General features: G+C 63.3%; 18 protein-coding genes. 9 read left to right on the top strand and 9 right to left on the bottom strand.

Annotated elements, in window-relative coordinates; translation table 11 throughout:
- Positions 1-76 precede the first annotated feature (76 nt).
- From BMX67_RS12730 to BMX67_RS12740, 3 genes are read left to right on the top strand one after another with little or no spacing between them, the layout of a single operon-like run.
- Positions 77-631 carry a thioredoxin family protein gene (locus BMX67_RS12730; protein ID WP_090735839.1) on the top strand — a complete coding sequence of 185 codons (555 nt, stop codon included), beginning with the start codon at positions 77-79 and terminating at the stop codon, positions 629-631.
- Positions 628-1308 carry a phosphoglycolate phosphatase gene (gph, locus tag BMX67_RS12735; RefSeq protein ID WP_090735842.1) on the top strand — a complete coding sequence of 227 codons (681 nt, stop codon included), beginning with the start codon at positions 628-630 and terminating at the stop codon, positions 1306-1308. The genes BMX67_RS12730 and gph overlap by 4 nt, the downstream gene beginning before the upstream one ends.
- A 51-nt stretch (positions 1309-1359) precedes the next feature.
- A complete protein-coding gene (locus tag BMX67_RS12740) occupies positions 1360-1842 on the top strand; it encodes a protein tyrosine phosphatase family protein (protein WP_245739443.1) in 483 nt (160 codons plus the stop codon).
- A gap of 24 nt (positions 1843-1866) precedes the next feature.
- Here BMX67_RS12740 and BMX67_RS12745 read toward each other — a convergent pair whose 3' ends face one another.
- The 6 genes from BMX67_RS12745 to BMX67_RS12770 all read right to left on the bottom strand — a co-directional run bounded on the left by BMX67_RS12745 (position 1867) and on the right by BMX67_RS12770 (position 9273).
- A complete protein-coding gene (locus BMX67_RS12745) occupies positions 1867-2211 on the bottom strand; it encodes an arsenate reductase family protein (protein WP_245739444.1) in 345 nt (114 codons plus the stop codon).
- Between the two features lie 147 nt (positions 2212-2358).
- Positions 2359-3669: a DUF3422 family protein gene (locus BMX67_RS12750; RefSeq protein WP_175479895.1), complete on the bottom strand. Its 1311-nt coding sequence runs from the start codon at positions 3667-3669 to the stop codon at positions 2359-2361.
- 14 nt (positions 3670-3683) lie between these two features.
- On the bottom strand, positions 3684-5111 hold the full coding sequence (locus BMX67_RS12755) for an NCS1 family nucleobase:cation symporter-1 (RefSeq protein WP_090735618.1): 1428 nt from the start codon (positions 5109-5111) through the stop codon (positions 3684-3686).
- Between the two features lie 198 nt (positions 5112-5309).
- Positions 5310-6752: an NAD(P)(+) transhydrogenase (Re/Si-specific) subunit beta gene (locus tag BMX67_RS12760; RefSeq protein WP_090735621.1), complete on the bottom strand. Its 1443-nt coding sequence runs from the start codon at positions 6750-6752 to the stop codon at positions 5310-5312.
- Positions 6753-6765: 13 nt separating this feature from the next.
- Positions 6766-8340: a Re/Si-specific NAD(P)(+) transhydrogenase subunit alpha gene (locus BMX67_RS12765; protein WP_090735624.1), complete on the bottom strand. Its 1575-nt coding sequence runs from the start codon at positions 8338-8340 to the stop codon at positions 6766-6768.
- A 201-nt stretch (positions 8341-8541) separates the two neighbouring features.
- Positions 8542-9273: a hypothetical protein gene (locus BMX67_RS12770; protein ID WP_090735627.1), complete on the bottom strand. Its 732-nt coding sequence runs from the start codon at positions 9271-9273 to the stop codon at positions 8542-8544.
- 184 nt (positions 9274-9457) lie between these two features.
- Between BMX67_RS12770 and pepN the strand changes: the two genes are divergently transcribed.
- Positions 9458-12031 carry an aminopeptidase N gene (gene pepN / locus BMX67_RS12775; protein ID WP_090735629.1) on the top strand — a complete coding sequence of 858 codons (2574 nt, stop codon included), beginning with the start codon at positions 9458-9460 and terminating at the stop codon, positions 12029-12031.
- 44 nt (positions 12032-12075) lie between these two features.
- A complete protein-coding gene (locus BMX67_RS12780) occupies positions 12076-12987 on the top strand; it encodes a 1-acyl-sn-glycerol-3-phosphate acyltransferase (protein ID WP_245739445.1) in 912 nt (303 codons plus the stop codon).
- A 3-nt stretch (positions 12988-12990) separates the two neighbouring features.
- Here the strand turns inward: BMX67_RS12780 and BMX67_RS12785 are convergent, their stop codons facing one another.
- The 3 genes from BMX67_RS12785 to obgE are packed head-to-tail and all read right to left on the bottom strand — an operon-like array spanning position 12991 to position 15396.
- Positions 12991-13263, bottom strand: coding sequence for an Rdx family protein (locus tag BMX67_RS12785; protein WP_090735632.1), 273 nt, complete (start codon positions 13261-13263; stop codon positions 12991-12993).
- Position 13264: 1 nt separating this feature from the next.
- The gene (gene proB / locus BMX67_RS12790) at positions 13265-14377 is read right to left on the bottom strand and encodes a glutamate 5-kinase (protein WP_090735635.1); all 1113 of its coding nucleotides are present in this window, start codon (positions 14375-14377) and stop codon (positions 13265-13267) included.
- On the bottom strand, positions 14365-15396 hold the full coding sequence (obgE, locus tag BMX67_RS12795) for a GTPase ObgE (RefSeq protein ID WP_090735638.1): 1032 nt from the start codon (positions 15394-15396) through the stop codon (positions 14365-14367). Before obgE ends, proB begins: the two co-directional genes overlap by 13 nt.
- A gap of 111 nt (positions 15397-15507) precedes the next feature.
- Between obgE and BMX67_RS12800 the strand changes: the two genes are divergently transcribed.
- From BMX67_RS12800 to BMX67_RS12815, 4 genes are all read left to right on the top strand, one after another.
- Positions 15508-16908 carry a protein adenylyltransferase SelO gene (locus BMX67_RS12800; RefSeq protein ID WP_090735640.1) on the top strand — a complete coding sequence of 467 codons (1401 nt, stop codon included), beginning with the start codon at positions 15508-15510 and terminating at the stop codon, positions 16906-16908.
- Positions 16909-16968: 60 nt separating this feature from the next.
- Positions 16969-17658, top strand: a complete 690-nt coding sequence (locus tag BMX67_RS12805) for an endonuclease/exonuclease/phosphatase family protein (protein ID WP_090735644.1) — start codon at positions 16969-16971, stop codon at positions 17656-17658.
- Positions 17659-17726: 68 nt separating this feature from the next.
- A complete protein-coding gene (eno, locus tag BMX67_RS12810) occupies positions 17727-19001 on the top strand; it encodes a phosphopyruvate hydratase (protein ID WP_090735648.1) in 1275 nt (424 codons plus the stop codon).
- Positions 19002-19259: 258 nt separating this feature from the next.
- Positions 19260-20384 (top strand): TRAP transporter substrate-binding protein, encoded by a 1125-nt coding sequence (locus BMX67_RS12815; protein WP_090735851.1) that lies wholly within the window; start codon positions 19260-19262, stop codon positions 20382-20384.
- Positions 20385-20390 lie beyond the last annotated feature (6 nt).

Here is a 20390-nt window from a genome sequence, read left to right on the forward strand (position 1 = left end):
TAGCCTTTCGCAGATCGGCTATTGTCGCCTCGGGGTGCATGTGAAAGTTTCGGGGCACGGCAACAGGAGGGATATGATGGCGGTAACTCCACCCGTCTGCGATTTTGGTGCGCCCTGGCATGATTTCAGTCTGCCCGGAACCGATGGTCGCATGCATGACCTGCAGGATATCAAGGGGCCGAATGGCACGCTGGTGATGTTCATCTGCAACCACTGTCCTTACGTGCAGGCCGTGATGGATCGGATCGTGCGGGACGCGCGCGACCTGCAGGCCAAGGGTGTCGGCGTGGTCGCGATCTCGGCCAATGATGTGCAGGACTACCCGCAGGACGGCCCGGAACAGATGGCGGCCGAGGCCGCGCGCCACGGTTTCACCTTTCCCTATCTCTACGATGAATCGCAATCGGTGGCGCGGGCCTATGGTGCCGAATGCACGCCGGATTTCTTCGGCTATAACGCGGATGGCGAATTGCAGTATCGGGGGCGGCTGGATGCCTCGCGCCGGACGGCCGGGCCGGTGGATGCCCGCCGCGACCTGTACGAGGCGATGGTTCTGATCGCGGAAACCGGGCGCGGGCCGGAAGATCAGGTGCCTTCGATGGGATGCTCGATCAAGTGGAAAACCGCATGAATGTCTGTCTGGCGCCCTGCCCCGTCATCTTTGACCTCGATGGCACGCTGATCGACAGCGCCCCCGATATTCATGCCTGTGTGAATGCCGCGCTGCGGTCGCAAGGTTACGGCACGCTGAGCCTGCAACAGGTCCGCAGCTTCATCGGTGGCGGTGTCGACATCCTGTGGAACCGGATCATTGCCGCGACGGGCATCCCGCAGACGGCGCGGCGCGATCTGATGGCGGCATTCATGGCGCGCTATCAGGCGGCCACCGCCCTGACCCGGCTGTTTCCCGGCGTCGAAGATGCCCTGGGCGTTCTGGCCGATCGCGCCCACCCTCTGGGGATCTGCACCAACAAGCCGCTGGCCCCCACACGCCATATTCTGCAGCATTTCGGCATCGAACAGCTGTTCGGGGACGTGATCGGCGGCGATTCCCTGCCGCAGAAGAAGCCCGACCCGGCGCCGTTGCTGGCCTCGCTGGCCAATCTTGGCGGCGATCCGCGACAACGCCACGCGATCTATGTCGGTGACAGCGAATATGACGCAGAGTGCGCGGCGGCGGCGGGTGTGCCGTTCCTGTTGTTCACCCGCGGTTATCGCAACACCCCCATCCGCGACCTGCCGCATCAGGCAAGCTTTGATGATTTTGCCGCCCTTCCGGCGCTGATCGAGGCACATATTCCCGCCTGATCGCGCAAAGCCCGGCCCGCGTTGCGCGGCTTGCTTGACAAGTCGGGCCGATTGACCGCAAGCCCGACCGAACCGCACAAGACCAACCAGAAAGGCAGACTACCGATGGACCTGCGTCAGCTTAGCCCCGATCTTGCCGTGTCGCCGCAGATCCTGCCCGAGGATGTGCCGCAACTGGCCGAGGCCGGGTTCAAGGTTCTGGTGAACAACCGCCCCGACGAAGAGGTCGATTCGGGCATCGACCATGATGTCATGGCCCGGGCGGCCGAGGCTGCGGGGATGCGTTATCACTATCTGCCGTTTCATCCCGGGCAGATCACGCCCGACCTGATTTCAGGCTTCGCCGAGGCGACTGCCGGGCGCGAACCCGTCATCGCCTATTGCCGGTCGGGAAACCGCTGCACCGTCCTGTGGGCGCTGACGCAGGCCGGTCGCCGCAGCGAGGCAGAGATCCTCGAAACCGCGGCACAGGCAGGATACGATCTGTCGCAGATCCGTCCGCTGATTGCATCGCTGGCCAACAACCGGGGCTGATAAGCCCCCGGTTGTTCCGGGGCGTCAGGCGGGAACGCCCAGGCCCCGCTTCACATTCGCAGTCCAACCCAGCAGACGCAGATCGCCCGCCTCGATCGCGGGGCGTTTCATCACGGCGGGTTTCGCGCCCATCATCTGCACGGGGGCGGCTGCGCGTTCCTCGTCGGTCATGGCCCGCCAGGTCAGGCTTGCGCGGTTGATGATCTTGTCGCCCCATTCATCGGCCATGCGCTGACGCTCTGTTTCCGACAGCGGCTGTTTCTGGACGTCGCGGAACGTCACCTGCCAGCCATGTTCTTCCAGCGCGGCCTGCGCCTTCTGGCAGGTCGAGCAATGGCCAAGCCCGTACATGGTCAGGGTTTTCGACATGGTTTCACCTCAGATGAAGGGGACAAAAGGCACCCCGCAACCCGAAAGAAGGGTCAGAAGGGCAAGGCAGAACGCGGCTTTCATGGGGTCGTCCGGTGGATGATCTGTTCAGCGCGACTTATCGCCCGTCACATCAGCCCGCACAAGCTACATCTGCGGATGGTCCCTGTCCGACTTGTGCAGGTTCCGGCGGATCTGTCGCATCGACCACCAGACCGCGACCACGACCAAGGGCGTCATGGCGGCGATCAGATAGGATTTGTCGACTGACAGCTTCGCAGCCAGCGGATACAGCGCATAGGACAGAAGGCCGACCGCGTAATAACTGATGGCGACGACGGACAGTCCCTCGACCGTGTGTTGCAGCCGCAATTGCAGATCGGCGCGTTTGTCCATCCGCTCCATCAGCAGGTGGTTCTGGGCCGAGCGTTCGACATCGACACGCGTGCGCAGCAGGTCGCTGGTCCGTGTCGCGCGTTCGATCATGCTGCGCAGCCGGTCCTCGGCGGATTTCACCGTCCGCATGGCCGGCAGATAGCGACGGCGCATGAATTCGGTCAGCATCTGGCGGCCCATGAACCGGGTTTCGCGCAAGGCCGAGACGCGGTCCATCACGATCGCCTCATAGGCGCTGGTCGCGCCAAAGCGGAACGAGGTCTGCACCGCCTGCGCCTCTAGCTCGGACGATACTTCCAGCAGTTCGTGCAGCACGGTCTCGGCGCGCTTTTCCTCGTTGCCCATCGCCTCGACAATGGCCGACAGGCGCGGCTCCAGCTCATTCAGGCGGCGCGACAGGCGGCGGGCCTGTCCAAGGCCCAGCATCGACATCGCGCGATAGGTTTCCAGTTCGACAAGCCGGTGCACGATCCGGCCGATCCGCCCCTGCCCGACATCGCCCCGCGCAAACAGTGCAAACCGCATGAAGCCATTGGCGTCGATGCGGAAATCACTGGCGACCAGCGCGGCCTCTTCCAGAACCCAGACGGCGGCAAGGCTGTCGCGGGCAAGCCAGTCGCCCAGTTGCGCCATGGCCTGTGTCGGATCTTCGGGCAGCGTGTCGATCTGAACCAGCACCGCCGCCACCCTTTTTCCGGGGGCATTCAACTGCCATTCCTCGGGAAAGATCGCGGCGGCACTGGGGTCGAAGGGCCGGATCGGCAGGCCGGGCGTCGTCGCCATATAGGTCACGAATTCGGTATGGCTTTCCCATTTCAGTTCGTGCCGACCCAGTTGCGCCTGATAGTGGATCTCATCAGGATCGGGCTTGGGTCCGCCATGCCGATCCGTCAGTTCCTGCAAATGCGCCGTATCGCGCAGGCGATCGCGATTGGCGGCGTCGCGCGGCTCCTTGAAGGCGACGAAGGCACAGGTCGCCGGGGCCGAGATGCGTGGCGAGGGCCGGGCATGCAATTCGTTGACCAGCGCATAGCGCAAAGGGTGTTCGGTTGCCGGGCCCACGCCATTCCTCCGTTTTATCTGCGACCGCAAAGCAGGATATACAGCACCCCGCCCAGAACCGCGCCGATCAGCCAGCCAAAGCCCGACAGCGCCTGCAGGGCCGGCAGCCATACGGTCCCGACCGAAAACAGCGCCGCCAGCCCCACTGCCAGAATGGCACGGCGATTCCAGCCCCGATCATAGTAGTAGGCGCCTGCCGGGTCCTCGGTGAACATCTGATCGACCCGCAACTGTCGCTTTTGCACCGCATAGTAATCCGCGATCAGGATCCCATAAAGCGGCGCAAGGATCGCCCCCAGCGTATCGACGAACCCCGCGATCCCGATCGAGGAAATCAGCGACACCCAAAGCGCCCCAATGACAAAGGCGATCCCGGCCGTGATCAGCCCGCCGGTCCTGGCGCTGATTTTGGCAGGCGCCATATTCGCGATATCATAGGCGGCTGGAATGAAATTCGCGACAAGGTTGATCCCGACCGTGGCCGCGAAAAAGGTGACGGCCGCAATCAGCGTCAGCGCCAGATTGTCGACACGTTCCACGATGGCGGTCGGATCGGTCAGACGCTCGCCGAACAGGACCACGGCCCCGGCGGTGATGAACAGCGCGATGAAACTGAAAAACGCCATCGACACCGGCAGCCCCCAGAAATTGCCTGCCCGCATCTGCGTCTCGGTTTTCACAAAGCGCGAGAAGTCACCGAAATTGATGATCACGGCGGCGAAATAGGCAACCATCGTGCCCACGACCGCGACAAAACCCGCGACGCTGCTACCCTCGCCACCCTGAAAGATCGTGCCGATCTCGGCCCAGATTCCGTTGCCGGCCTGATACCAGATCATCAGCGCCAGGGCGATCATCACCAGATAGACGAAAGGCCCGGCCCAGTTCAGGAACTTGCCGACCCATTCGATCCCCATCAGGAACAGCCCGATCTGGAAGCCCGCCACAATGATATAGGCGATCCAATCGATCCCGGTCAGGCCCAGAAACCCGCCGCTGCCATGCGCGATCCCAAACAGCGCGTGGATCGCCAAGGCCACCGCGGTCGAGGCGAAATAGGTCTGCACGCCATACCAGAAAATTGCCACGATCCCGCGGACCAGCGCCGGGAACCGCGCGCCTTTGACCCCCATCGCCGAGCGTGCCATGACCGCATAGGGGATCCCATAGCGCACCGAAGGGCGTCCCGACAGGTTGACCAGCCACATGACCAGCAGGCCCGACACGATGATCGCGGTGAAGGTCAGCCATCCGTTCAGCCCATAGGTCAGAAACAGCGACGCCGCCAGCGTATAGCCGAACAGGCTTTGGATATCGTTGTTCCAGACGTTGAATATCTCGAACGCGCCCCAGTTCCGCTGGCTGTTGGGAATGGGGGCAAGATCCTCATTATACAGTGACGGATCGCCACCGCTTGTCTGGATGAAATCGGGATGGTCCATTTTTCTCGCCTGTCAGATTGTTAACAATCCGAACACAGCCTGTCGGCGCACTGATGACAAGACCGTGAGCCGCTTTCTGCGACGAAAGTTCCTTGAAACAGCTATCGCGAGAATTTTCTTGTCAGCCTGCCCAAGACACGGGCAACTGAAAAAGGCGGGCCAGATGACCCGCCTTTCCCGTCGCTTTGCCTGTGCGGATCAGTCCAGCAGCGGCAGCAGCTTGTTCACGCTGTCCTTGGCATCGCCATAGAACATGCGGGTGTTTTCCTTGAAGAACAGTGGGTTCTCGATCCCGGAATAGCCGGTGCCCTGCCCGCGCTTGCTGACGAAGACCTGCTTGGCTTTCCAGACTTCCAGAACCGGCATCCCGGCGATGGGACTGTTCGGATCGTCCTGCGCGGCAGGGTTCACGATATCGTTCGAGCCGATGATGATCACGACATCCGTATCGGGGAAGTCGTCGTTGATCTCATCCATTTCCAGAACGATGTCATAGGGCACCTTCGCCTCGGCCAGCAGCACGTTCATGTGGCCCGGCAGACGGCCCGCGACCGGGTGGATCGCAAAACGGACCTCTTTGCCGGCGGCGCGCATCTTGCGAACCAGTTCGCTGACCGCTCCCTGCGCCTGCGCAACCGCCATGCCATAGCCCGGCACGATGACGACGCTGTCGGCATCGTTCAGCGCAGCCGCGACGCCATCGGCGTCGATGGCAACCTGTTCGCCCTCGATCTCGGCCGCGGGACCGGTGTCGCCGCCGAACCCGCCCAGGATCACGCTGACAAAGTGACGGTTCATCGCCTTGCACATGATATAAGACAGGATCGCACCCGACGAACCGACCAGCGCCCCCGTCACGATCAGCAGATCGTTCGACAGGGTAAAGCCGATCATCGCAGCCGCCCAGCCGGAATAGCTGTTCAGCATCGACACCACGACCGGCATGTCGGCGCCGCCGATGCCCATGATCAGATGATAGCCGATGAAGAAGGCCAGCAGGGTGATTAGCAGCAGCCAGAACAGCGCCGGTCCCGTCCCGGTGAAGTACAGAATGCCGAACAGGATCGACAATGCCAGCGCGCCGGCGTTCAGCATATGCCCGCCCGGCAGCTTTTTCGGCTTGCCGTCGACGCGGCCCGCAAGCTTGCCGAAGGCCACGACCGAACCGGTAAAGGTCACCGCGCCGATGAAGATGCCAAGGAACACCTCGATCTTCAGCATCGCGATCTCGGCCGGGGTCTTGTGCGCCAGAACGGCGGCGAAGCCCTGAAACTCATGCGCGGCGGCCTCGGCCTTGATGCGCAGCACGCGGCCCAGTTCGATCTGGGCGTTGAAGCCCACAAAGACCGCGGCCAGGCCGACAAGGCTGTGCATTGCGGCAACCAGCTGCGGCATTTCCGTCATCTGCACGCGCTTGGCGACGACCCAGCCGATCGCGCCGCCGATGGCAATCATCACGATCGACAGCAGCCAGTTGCCCGCACCGGGCCCGAACAGCGTTGCCAGAACGGCCAGTGCCATGCCGACGATGCCATACCAGATTGCGCGTTTCGCGCTTTCCTGACCCGACAGCCCCCCAAGCGAGAGGATGAACAGGATCGCGGCGACCACATAGGCGGCTGTGGTGAATCCGTATTCCATTTGCCCTACCCCCTTACGACTTCTGGAACATGGCAAGCATGCGCCGGGTGACCATGAAGCCACCGAAGATGTTGACGCCCGCCATCAGCACGGCCAGCGCGCCAAGGATCACGACCAGCCACGAGCCCGAGCCGATCTGCATCAGCGCACCCAGAATGATGATCGAACTGATCGCATTGGTGATCGCCATCAGCGGCGTGTGCAGCGAATGGGCGACGTTCCAGATCACCCGGAATCCGACAAAGCAGGCCAGCACGAAGACGATGAAATGCGACATGAAGCTGGCCGGGGCCACCAGACCCACCAACAGCAGCACGACCGCACCCAGCGCCAGCATCGTGACCTGGGATTTCGTCTCGGCCTTGAAGGCCGCGACTTCCTGGGCCTTGCGCTCTTCCGGGGTCAGCTCTTTCTTCTTTTCCTTCGGCTTCTGGGCCGCGATGGCGGCAACCTTCGGCTTCGGGGGCGGCCAGGTGACGTCGTGATCATGGGCGACGGTCGCGCCCCGGATCACATCGTCATCCATGTTGTGATCGATGACGCCGTCTTTCTTGGGCGTCAGATCGGCCATGAAATGGCGGATGTTGTTGCCGTAAAGTTCGGAGGCCTGCGCCCCCATGCGGCTGGCAAAATCGGTATAGCCGATGATGACCACGCCGTTTTCGGTGACGACACGTTCGTCCGCGACGGTCAATTCGCAGTTGCCGCCCTTTTCTGCGGCAAGGTCCACGATGACGCTGCCGGGCTTCATGGCCTCGACCATGTCCTTGGTCCACAGCACCGGCGCATCGCGACCGGGGATCAGCGCGGTGGTGATCACCACATCCATCTGCGGGGCCAGTTCGCGGAATTTCTTCAGCTGCGCTTCGCGGAATTCCGGGCTTGAGGGCGCGGCATAGCCGCCCGTCGCGGCACCGTCGGTCGCCTTTTCCTCGAAGTCGAGAAAGACGAACTCTGCGCCCATGGATTCGATCTGTTCGGCCACTTCAGGGCGCACGTCAAAGGCATAGACCTGCGCGCCAAGGCTGGTCGAGGTACCGATGGCCGCCAGACCGGCGACACCCGCACCGACGACAAGGATCTTGGCCGGGGGCACCTTGCCCGCCGCCGTCACCTGACCGGTGAAGAACCGCCCGAAATTGTTGGCAGCCTCGATCACCGAGCGGTAGCCGGCGATATTGGCCATCGAGGACAGCGCGTCCATCTTCTGCGCGCGGCTGATCCGGGGAACCATGTCCATCGCGATGGCGGTGATGCCCTGTTCCTTCGCGACCTCAAGCAATTCGCCGTTCTGTGCCGGATAGAAGAACGAGATCAGCGTCTGCCCTTCGCGCATCTGCTTGATTTCGCCGTCTTCCGGAACTCGGACCTTCGCGACCACATCGACCGCGCCGATCACCTCGGACGCATTGCCCAGCACGGTCACATTCGCCTTGCGGTAATCCTCGTCGGAAAAACCGGCCCGCGAACCTGCCCCGCTTTCGACAAAGACGTCATGTCCAAGCTTTTGCAGATGGCCTGCGGATGAGGGTGTGACGGCTACGCGCGCCTCTCCCTCAATCACCTCCTTCAAAGCGCCAATCTTCATGGCGTCGCGTCCCCCTTTGATAGATGTCCCATTCTGCGACTGCATAGCATCGCGCAATAATCTTTCACAAGGGCGTGTTCAGTATAAGATCTATGACATTCGTGCCGCGACGTCACTTCAGGAATGTTACGCGCCGAAACGCAAAAAGCCGCGCGGATACGGGATCCGCGCGGCGTGCGATGGCTGAAACGGCGAACCGGGTCAGTTGCCGGTGGTGGTTTCTTCCGGCGTTTCGGTGGTCGTGGCCTCGTCGGTCACGACGGGTTCCTCTTCGACGGTGATGGCGCTGTCCAATGCATCTGCAGCATCTTCTGCGGCCTCGGCCGCAGCGTCAGCGGCATCCGATGCGGCCTCGGCGGCGGCATCGCCCGCGTTCTCAAGCGCCTCTGCGGCCGAGCTTGCGGCATCGTCAGCGGCGGCTTCGGCATCGGCGGCCGCTTCGCTTGCGGCGTCGGCGGCACTGTCTGCGGTCGCTTCGGCATCCGCGGCGGTGTCTTCGACGGCGGCTTCGGCGTCCGCAGCGGCATTGTCGGCTGCGGCCTCGGCATCGGCTGCGGTGTCTTCGACGGCGGCTTCGGTTTCGGCCGCGGCTTCTTCTGCCGCCGCTTCGGTTTCAGCGGCTGCGTCCTCGGCTGCGGCTTCGGCGTCTTCCGCGGCAGCTTCGGCTTCTGCGGCGGCGGTATCTGCGGCCGCGTCGGCGGGGGCCTCTTCCGTGGTGGTCACGGTGGTGGTGTCACCTTCAACCGCAACGGTATCGTCGGTCATGAAGCGCTGCAGCACGAAATAGGCAAGCGCCAGCGCCAGAAGAACGCCGATAATCAGCGGCAGGGGCGAGGAACGACGCTCGACAGGTTCGACATAAGTCTCGCGCGGGGCGGCGGGATCGCGATCGGCAGGCGGATTGCGTTTCGGGTCGTTCGGATCATAGGTCATTGCTGGCCTCCATTATGTCTTTACCATCACCGGGTTAGCCGCCTCATCTGTCCCGGCAAGCGGGATGAAAGTCAATCGGCAAGAGCCTGCCCAATGGCTTGCGGCCCGGCGTTCAGCCGAATAACAACCCGGATAAGCGCACAGTTCCCGATCTGATGACGCTTTTTTGAGGCAGAGGAAGACAATGACCCAGGCCGAGAAGCACCCCGTACAATATCTGTCGAACTATCGTCCCTACCCGTTTGCGGTTGAAGAGACGCGATTGACCTTCGTTCTGAACCCCGACGACACCGAGGTTCGGGCCGAACTGGCACTGAGCCCTGTGGATCAGAACGCCGATCTGGTTCTTGACGGCGGCAAGGGGTTGCGACTGATCGCCCTGGGCATCGACGGGCAAGAGCCGGATCCCGCCCATGTCAGCCGCGATGACGAACGCCTGACCATCGCCGCCGCCGCACTGCCGGACGGGCCCTTCACGCTTGCCACCACGGTCCGCATCGACCCCTCGGCGAATACCGCGTTCGAAGGGCTTTACCTGTCGGGCGGGATGTTCTGCACCCAATGCGAGGCCGAGGGCTTTCGCCATATCACCTTCTATCCCGACCGCCCCGATGTGATGGCGCCCTTCCGCGTCCGCATTCATTCCGATCTGCCTGTGCTGCTGTCGAACGGCAACCCGGTCGAAACGCGCCAGGGCTTTGCCGAATGGCACGACCCCTGGCCCAAGCCGGCCTATCTGTTTGCCCTTGTCGCCGGCGATCTGCGTGCGATCAGCGACGCGTTCCAGACGGCATCGGGCCGCGATGTGGCGCTGAATGTCTGGGTCCGTCCGGGCGACGAAACTCGCGCGGGTTTTGCCATGGAATCGCTGATCAAATCCATGAAATGGGATGAACAGGTCTATGGCCGCGAATACGATCTGGATGTATTCAACATCGTTGCCGTCGATGATTTCAACATGGGGGCGATGGAAAACAAGGGGTTGAACATCTTCAACTCGAAACTGGTGCTGGCCAGCCCCGAAACCGCGACCGATCTGGATTACGAACGGATCGAGGCGGTGATCGCCCATGAATATTTCCACAACTGGACCGGCAATCGCATCACCTGCCGCGACTGGTTCCAGCTGTGCCTGAAAGAAGGGCTGACCGTCTTTCGCGATCAGCAATTCACCAGCGACATGCGCAGCGCCCCGGTCAAGCGGATCGCCGATGTCCAGACGCTGCGTGCCCGCCAGTTCCGCGAGGATCAGGGACCGCTGGCGCATCCGGTCCGCCCCGACCATTATGAAGAGATCAACAATTTCTACACCGCGACCGTCTATGAAAAGGGTGCCGAGGTGATCGGCATGCTGAAACGATTGGTTGGCGATGAGGGCTATGCCAGGGCGCTGGACCTGTATTTTGATCGCCACGATGGCGACGCTGCCACGATCGAGGACTGGCTGAAGGTCTTCGAGGATGCGACCGGGCGCGACCTGACGCAGTTCAAACGCTGGTACACGGATGCCGGGACCCCGCATCTGACCATGACCGAGGAATGGGACGGCAAGGGCGGTCTGGTCCTGCATTTCGAACAGCAGACTCCGCCGACACCGGGCCAGGACCACAAGCCGCCGCGCGTCATCCCCATCGCGACCGGGCTGATCGGCCCCAATGGCGATGAGGTTGCGGCGACCCGCGTGCTTGAGATGACCGAAGCGCGGCAAAGTTTCTCGTTTGACGGGTTGGGGGCCAGGCCGGTCGTGTCCGTGCTGCGCGGGTTTTCGGCGCCCGTCGTGCTGCATCGACAGATCGACGATGCGACGCGTGCCTTCCTGCTGGCGCATGACACCGATCCGTTCAGCCGCTGGGAGGCCGGGCGAGAATTGGCACTGTCCGCGCTGACCGCGCTGGCGCAGGGGCAGGACGCGGGCGACGATTTCATCGGGTCCGTCGCGCGACTGGCCGCCGAGGATGCGACCGATCCCGCCTTCCGGGCGCTGTGCCTGAACCTGCCCGGCGAAGAAGAGATCGCGACCCGGCTGTCCTCGCTGGGTCACGTTCCCGACCCCGATGCGATTCACGCCGCCCGCGACGGTCTGGCAACGCGCTTGGCCCAGGCCAATCACGAGCTGCTGGATCGGCTGTATCAGGACATGGCGGTCGATGGCCCCTATTCGCCCGATGCCCAACCGGCGGCGAAACGGTCGCTGCGCATTGCCGCGCTGGGTTTGCTGAACCGGATCGATGGCGGCGACCGGGCCGAGGTTCTGTTCGGCACCGCCGGCAACATGACCGAACGCATGGCCGCGCTGGCCTGCCTGATCCGCCGAGGTCGCGGACAGGCGGCACTGGATGCCATGCTGGATGAATTCGGCGACAACAGGCTGGTCATGGACAAGTGGTTTTCGGTTCAGGTCATGGCGGCCCCGTCCGACGACGCAGCCGCCATTGCCGAACGCCTGTCGCAGCGGCAGGATTTCGACTGGAAGAACCCCAACCGGTTCCGTGCGCTTCTGGGCGGTCTGGCCGCCAATCATGCCGGTTTCCACCACGCAGGCGGCGCGGGCTATGCCTTTACCGCCGATTGGCTGATGCGCGTGGATGCCGTCAATCCGCAGATCGCGGCGCGCATGTCCACCGCCTTCGAGACCTGGCCCAGGTATGATGAAAACCGGCAACAGCTGGTTCGGGAACAATTGCAGCGGGTTGCGGGTTTGACCGACATCAGCCGTAATCTGCGCGAAATGGTGTCGCGCATGCTGGAGGCGAAATAATGAACAGCTTGCGAGCGGTCATGGAGCGGGGCAAGATAGGCGAAATGGACAACGCACATGCCGATCCAAAGGCCGATATGCAGGCCAGGCTGGACCCGCTGATCGCCGAGCGGGCACCGTGGCTTTATTCCGGAAAGCCGCATCACCGGATCGCCCAGACTGTCATGATGCGGCTGCTGCGATATCCGCGCACCATCAAGCTTGCGTCCGAATTTCGCGACCTGCCGACCGATGAGATCATGCGCCGCGTCAGCCGCCTGATCGTCCGCGATGTTCAGGTCGAAGGGCTGGAACATATCCCGGCCTCGGGGCCGGCGCTGATCGTGTCGAACCACCCGACCGGGATCGCTGACGGGATCGTCATGCACTCGGTCATTTCGAACCTGCGCGACGATCTGTTCATCTATGCCAATCACGACATGATCCGCGTCCTGCCGCAGACGGCCGATATGATCGCGGGCGTCGAATGGCGGCTGGAAAAGCGCAGTCACGCCAAGACAAAGGCAACGATGGATTACACCCGAACCGCGCTGGAATCGGGTCGGATCGGCCTGATCTTCCCCTCGGGTCGTCTTGCGAAACGGCATGGTCTGACGCTGCATGAACGACCCTGGATGGCCAGCGCGGCGATGATCGCACGGAAATTCGACGTGCCGATCATCCCGCTGCATATCCGGGCGCGGAACTCGATCCTGTTCTATCTGCTGGACGCGATCCATCCGACGCTGCGCGATGTGACCCTGTTCAACGAGGTGCTGAACAAGGCGCGTCAGCCCTATCGCGTGACCATCGGTCAGCCGGTCGATCCCACCACATTACCGCGCAGCGGTGACGAGGCGATTTCCCTGCTTCGCGACCGGGTGCTGGCCCTTCCGAAACCGGGACCGGATGCGCCGCGTCTGCGGCAGGGCGTCACCGGGCCACGCATCATCGGGCGCAAGAAGAAGATCGCCTGACCGCTAGTGCCGATCCAGATGCCCCAGCGACCGCTCGGGCTCGATCTGGTCGCGGATGCGTTGTTTCAGCGTGCGGATGTCGGGAAATCCGCCATCCGCCTTGCGTTCCCAGATCTGCGTGCCGTCCAGCTCGACGCGAAAGACGCCGCCGCTGTCATCGGGAATGATGGTGACGCGCAGCGCCGTGCCGAAGGTCGACAGGCATTCCTGCGCATACCAGCCCGCGCGCAGAAGCCAGTTGCAGCCGGTGCAATAGGTGATTTCCAGATGCGCCATCCTAGACCGCCATATCGTCGCGATGGATCAGCGCGGCGCGGCCCGGATAACCCAATATTTCCGCGATCCGGGCTGAATGATGGCCCACGATCTGCCGCGCCTCGTCCGAAGTATAGCGGGTCAGCCCGGTCGCCAGCGTTTCGCCCGAGGGGCCGGTGATCTGCACCGGCTCGCCGCGACCGAAATCGCCCTGAACCACGCGCACCCCGGCGGGCAACAGCGATTTGCCACGACGCAGCGCATCGGCGGCGCCCTGGTCGATCTGCAGGCTGCCCTTTGGCTTCATCGCCGCGATCCAGCGTTTTCGCGCCAGTTGCGGGTCGTTTTCCGGCAGGAACCAACTGCAACGCGCCCCGTCGATGACAGCCGACAACGGCCGCAAGACCGATCCTTCGGCAATGGCCATCGCGCAGCCCCCGGCAATGGCGGTGCGCGCGGCCATCAGTTTCGTCTTCATCCCGCCCTTCGACAGGCCGGATACCGGATCGCCACCCATCGCCTCTATTTCGGGCGTCAGCTGGTCGATCACCGGCAGGTGCCGTGCGGTCGGGTCGGTCTTGGGGTTCGCGGTGTACAGCCCGTCGACATCGGACAGCAGCAACAGCTGATCCGCGCCGCAGGTGACGGCGATCTGGGCGGCCAGTCGGTCATTGTCGCCAAAGCGGATTTCATCGGTGGCGACGGTGTCGTTTTCATTGACGATGGGAACGACCCCCAGCGACAGCAGCGTCTGCAACGTCGCGCGGCTGTTCAGGTAGCGGCGGCGATCCGCGCTGTCTTCCAGGGTCAGCAGGATCTGGGCGGTCTTGACGCCATGCGGGGCCAGCGCCTCTTCATAGGCGCGGGCCAGCCGGATCTGCCCGACGGCCGCCGCTGCCTGTGCCTGTTCCAGCGACAGGGCCCCTGCCGGCAGGTCCAGCACCCGCCGCCCCAGCGCGATCGACCCCGAAGAGACCAGAACGACATCGATCCCCTGCCCGCGCAGATCGGCCACATCGTCGCACAGCCCACGCAGCCAATCCGCATTCAGCCCGGTCGGCCCGACCAGCAGGGCCGAGCCGATCTTGACGACCAGCCGTCTTGCGCCGGTCAGCGACGGTGCTAGGGCTGCCATGGTGCGTCGGGTTCCTGATCTTCGCCCTTGCGGCTGGGCGCGATTTCGACCCACAGCGCCCGCAGAACCTCGGTCACGCCGATTTTGGCGACGCCGGACATCAGATGCACCGGGCCGCCGATTTCGGCCTCTAGCGCAGCCTTGCGTTCGGCGATGGTCTCATCGTCAAGCGCGTCAATCTTGTTCAGGGCGGTCACGCGCGGCTTGTCCATCAGGACCGGCGAATAGGCATCCAGCTCGTTCAGGATGGTGCGGGCATCGCCTGCCACATCCTCGGAGGTGCCATCGACCAGATGCAGCAGGACATTGCTGCGTTCCACATGGCCCAGAAACTGGTCGCCAAGGCCGCGACCCTCGCTTGCGCCTTCGATCAGGCCCGGAATATCGGCCATCACGAATTCATAACCATCGACCCCGACAACGCCCAGATTGGGATGCAGCGTGGTAAAGGGATAATCTGCGATCTTGGGCCGGGCATTCGACACCGCTGCAAGGAAGGTCGATTTCCCGGCATTCGGCAGACCCAGAAGGCCGCTGTCGGCAATCAGCTTCAGCCGCAGCCAGATCGTACGCTCGATCCCCGACTGACCCGGATTTGCATTGCGCGGCGCGCGGTTGGTCGAGGTCTTGAAATGCAGGTTGCCCCAGCCGCCATTCCCGCCCTTGGCCAGCAACACCCGCTGCCCCACCTCGGTCAGGTCGGCGATGACGGTATCCTCGTCCTCTTCCAGGATCTCGGTGCCGACCGGCACCTTCAGCACGATATCGTCGCCCGATTTTCCGGTCATCTGGCTGCCCATGCCATGTTGGCCGGACTTGGCGAAGAAATGCTGCTGATAGCGGAAATCGATCAGCGTGTTCAGCCCGTCCACGGCCTCGGCCCAGACATCGCCGCCCTTGCCGCCATCCCCGCCATCCGGTCCGCCATATTCGATGAATTTCTCGCGGCGGAAGGACACGCATCCCGCGCCACCGCCGCCCGAACGGATATAGACTTTCGCCAGGTCCAGAAATTTCATCACAGCGCTCCTTTGCGGATCGCACTAGACCGATGTGACGCGCGGCGCAAGCGGGTCGCGGGGATGGCAAACCCGGCCCGGCCCCCTATGTAGGAACCAAAGGAGGTCGCGATGATCCATTTCGACAACAGCTATGCCCGGCTTCCAGACGGCTTTTTCGCCCGCGTGCGCCCGACGCCTGTGGCCGCGCCCAGCCTGATCGCCCTGAATGAGCCCCTTGCGCGCGCGATGGGGCTTGATCCGGACTGGCTGCGCGGGCCCGAAGGTATCGCGATGCTGGCCGGCAACGACCTGCCGCAAGGGGCCGATCCGATCGCACAGGCCTATGCGGGCCATCAGTTCGGTGGCTTCGTCCCCCAACTGGGCGACGGGCGTGCGGTGCTGCTGGGCGAGGTCGTCTCGCCCGACGGGCAGCGCCATGACATCCAGCTGAAGGGCTGCGGCAAGACGCCATTCTCGCGCCGCGGTGACGGGCGCGCATGGGTCGGCCCGGTGCTGCGCGAATATCTGGTCAGCGAATTCATGGCGGCGATGGATGTACCGACCACGCGGGCACTTGCCGCCGTGTCGACCGGCGAAACGGTGTGGCGCGAAGCCGGGCGTCCGGGCGGCGTTCTGACGCGTGTGGCCGCCAGCCATATCCGCGTCGGCACCTTCCAGTTCTTTGCCGTGCGCGGAAACGAGGCCGCGCTGACCGCGCTGACCGATCACGTGATTTCGCGCCATTACCCCACCGCCGACGGCCCCCTGACGCTGTTGCAGCAGGTTGTCGCACGGCAGGCCGATACGATCGCGCAATGGATGGGTCTGGGCTTCATTCACGGCGTCATGAATACCGACAACATGGCCATTTCGGGCGAGACGATCGATTACGGGCCCTGCGCCTTCATGGATGGTTATCACCCCGACACGGTGTTTTCCTCGATCGACCGGATGGGCCGCTATGCCTGGGCGCAACAGCCACAGATCGCGGTTTGGAATCTGGCGCAATTCGCCAGCAGCCTGATCCCGCTGATGGGGGAACAGGACAGCGCGATCGAGGCCGCGACCAAGGCTGTGCATGATTTCGCGCCGCTGTATCAGGCAGCGTGGCTGCGCCGCTTCGGGGCAAAGCTGGGCCTTGTCGAAAACCCGCAGATCCAACCACTGGCCGAAGAACTGTTGACCGTCATGGCGCGGCAGCGTGCCGATTTCACCCGCGTCTTCGCGGGGCTGACGGATGGCACCGCACGGCATGAATTCACCGATCCTGCCCCCTTTGACGCATGGATCCGCACGTGGTGCGCGCAAGGCCCCGACAGGGATCTGATCGCGACGGCCAATCCGCGCAGGATCCCCCGCAACCATCAGATCGAGGCGGCGATCACGGCCGCAAGCAACGGCGATTTCGCGCCCTTCCATCGCCTGTCGGTCGCCCTGACGAACCTGCGCGAGGAACGCCGCGAATGGGCCGATCTGGCCTTGGCACCACGGCCGGAACAGGTGGTCAGCCAGACATTCTGCGGAACGTGATCGCGGCTTGCACGTGGCCGCTGGCAGGATATCGTCGGTTTCGGGTGACGAGGAAGACCTGTGACAGTTCTGAAGCTTGCAAGCTATAACCTGCACAAGTGCCGGGGGCTGACCGGCCCCCATGCACCGGAACGGAACCTTTCGGTCATCCATGCCCTGCAACCCGATCTGATCGCCCTGCAGGAAGTGGATTTCCGCTTTGGCGCCCGCCCCGAGGCATTGCCGCGCGGCCTGATCGCGGAAATGACCGGGCTGGTGCCCTTGGATATCGTCGGGCGCACGGGCACGAATTCCCTGGGCTGGCATGGTCAGACGATCCTGCTGCGCCCTGACATTGCCGCAACCGCCCGACTGCGCCGCCTGCCCTTGCCGGGGATCGAGCCTCGCGGCGCGCTTGCGTTGCGCCTGGAAGGGTTGACGGTGATCGCGATGCATCTGGGGCTTGCGCGGTCGTCGCGACGCGCGCAGCTGACCCGGATCACGGCGCAGGCCGCGCGGATCGCAGAGGACCATATCGTGATGATGGGCGATTTCAACGAATGGCGCGACGATCGCGGGCTGGAATCGCTTGCGGGGTTTCAGGTGATCGCGCCGGGCCCGTCCTATCCCGCCCCGATGCCGCAATTGCGGTTGGACCGCATGGCGATGTCGCGCGACATTCAGGTCATTCGCCACGGCGTCTTTTCGGGCGCGGATGCGCGCAATGCCTCGGATCACCTGCCGATCTGGGCACAAATCCGGCTGCCCTAGAAATTGCGGCTTTCGGCCTGCCCTTGGGGCAGCTATGTAGGCGCTAACGTCAGTCAACGGAGGGGCCTATGACCGCCATCATCGACATCTACGCACGTGAAATTCTCGACAGCCGCGGCAATCCGACCGTCGAGGTCGATGTGACGCTGGAAGACGGCATCATGGGTCGCGCGGCGGTCCCCTCGGGCGCGTCCACCGGTGCCCATGAGGCGGTCGAACGTCGCGACGGCGACAAGTCGCGCTATATGGGCAAGGGCGTTCTGGAAGCGGTTGCCGCCGTCAATGGCGAGATCGCGGAAAACCTGGTCGGCGAAGACGCCACCGAACAGCGCGCCATCGACGCGCTGATGATCGAACTGGACGGCACGCCGAACAAGGGCCGTCTGGGTGCGAACGCAATTCTGGGCGTGTCCATGGCGGTGGCGAAGGCCGCGGCCGAAGCGACGGGCCAGCCGCTGTACCGCTATATCGGTGGCACCTCGGCCCGGCTGCTGCCGGTGCCGATGATGAACATCATCAATGGCGGCGAACATGCCGACAACCCGATCGACATTCAGGAATTCATGATCATGCCGGTCAGCGCGGAAAACATCCGCGAGGCCGTCCGCATGGGTTCGGAAGTGTTCCACACGCTGAAAAAGGAACTGTCGGCGGCGGGCCTGTCCACCGGGATCGGTGATGAAGGCGGCTTTGCGCCGAACCTGTCCAGCACCCGCGACGCGCTGGATTTCATCCTGAAAGCCGTCGAAAAGGCGGGCTACAAGCCCGGCGACGATATCATGCTGGCGCTGGACTGTGCCTCGACCGAGTATTTCAGGAACGGCAAATACGAGATGAAGGGCGAAGGTGCATCGCTGAGCCCGGCCGAGAATGTGGAATACCTGGCCGCTTTGTGCGCCGACTACCCGATCCTGTCGATCGAGGATGGCTGTTCCGAGGATGACTGGGACGGCTGGAAGATGCTGACCGACAAGCTGGGCGACAAGGTGCAGCTGGTCGGTGACGATCTGTTCGTGACCAACCCCGCGCGCCTGGCCGACGGCATTGCCAAGGGCTGCGGCAACAGCCTGCTGGTGAAGGTGAACCAGATCGGCACCCTGTCGGAAACGCTGGACGCCGTGCGCATGGCCGACCGCGCGGGCTTTACCAGCGTGATGTCGCATCGCTCGGGCGAGACCGAGGACGCGACAATCGCCGATCTGGCCGTCGCCACCAATTGCGGTCAGATCAAGACCGGCTCGCTGGCCCGTTCGGACCGTCTGGCGAAATACAACCAGTTGATCCGCATCGAAGAGATGCTGGGCGCGACCGCGGAATATGCCGGCCGCTCGATCCTGCGCTAAGACCTGAACGGTCGATCTGCACCGCGCCCCTGCCCGCATTCCGGGCGGGGGCGTTTTTCATGGTGACGTTGCGGCATCTGGATCCCATCGCGGAATGCGTGAAAATCCGATCCAAAATTCATCCCGATCAACGGGTTTGCCCCCTCGACAGCCGGGCATCCGCGATTAAACTGCGGCCCCATGCTGGGTGGTCGAATACAGGGTCCATTGGCCCAACCACCCGATGCGGAGGGAGTTTAAATGAAAGAATCCAAAAACCTGGACCGTCGTTCCTTTTTGACGCGTGCCTCGATCGGCGGCGCAGCGGCGGCGGCTGGCGGAACGGCATTGGCCGCGCCCGCGATCGCGCAGGACATGCCCAGCATCAACTGGCGCATGGCATCGTCCTTCCCGACCTCGCTGGACACGATCTATGGCGGCGCACCGGAATTCGCCAAGCGCCTGGAAGAGGCGACAGACGGCAAGTTCAAGCTTCAGGTCTTTGCCGCCGGCGAGATCGTTCCCGGTCTGGACGCGATCAATGCAGCCACCGACGGCACCGTCGAATGTGCGCATTCGGTCGGCTATTACAACTGGGGCAAGGACCCGGCATTCGCCTGCGGCGCCGATCTGCCCTTCACCTTCTCGGGTCGTGCGAAGGCTGCCTATAACTACCACGGCGGCGGGCTTGAGCGTTACAACGAGTTCCTGGAACAGTACAATCTGGTCAGCTTCCCGGGCGGCAATACCGGCACCCAGATGGGCGGCTGGTATCGCAAGGAAATCAACACCGTCGCCGATCTTCAGGGGCTGAAGATGCGGATCGCAGGTCTGGCCGGGCGCGTTCTCAGCAAGCTGGGCGTGGTGCCGCAGCAGATCGCCGGTGGCGACATCTATGCGGCGCTGGAAAAGGGTACCATCGACGCTACCGAGTTCGTCGGCCCCTATGACGACAGCAAGCTGGGCTTCCAGAAGGTCGCGCCCTATTACTATTATCCGGGTTTCTGGGAAGGCGGGCCGACGGTCAGCTTCTTCTTCAACAAGGCTCAGTGGGATCAGCTGCCCGATACCTACAAGTCCCTGGTTCGCACCTGCGCGCAGGCCACCGACCAGAACATGCAGGCGAAATACGACAGCAAGAACCCGCCCGCGCTAAAGGAACTGGTTGCCGCCGGTGCGCAGCTGCGTCCGTTCAGCGAGGAAATCCTGACCGCATCCTTCGACGCCGCGAACGAAGTCTATGCGGAACTGTCGGCCGAAAATGAATGGTTCAAGACCCAGTATGAAGCCATGCTGGAATTCCGCAACGACTGGTATCTGTATGCCCAGACCGCGGAATACACCTTCGATACCTTCATGATGATCCAGCAGCGCAACGGCAAACTGGCGCCGAACGCAGGCTGATCGTCC

Source organism: Paracoccus homiensis (assembly GCF_900111675.1).
In the GTDB taxonomy this organism is placed as follows: Bacteria; Pseudomonadota; Alphaproteobacteria; order Rhodobacterales; family Rhodobacteraceae; genus Paracoccus; species Paracoccus homiensis.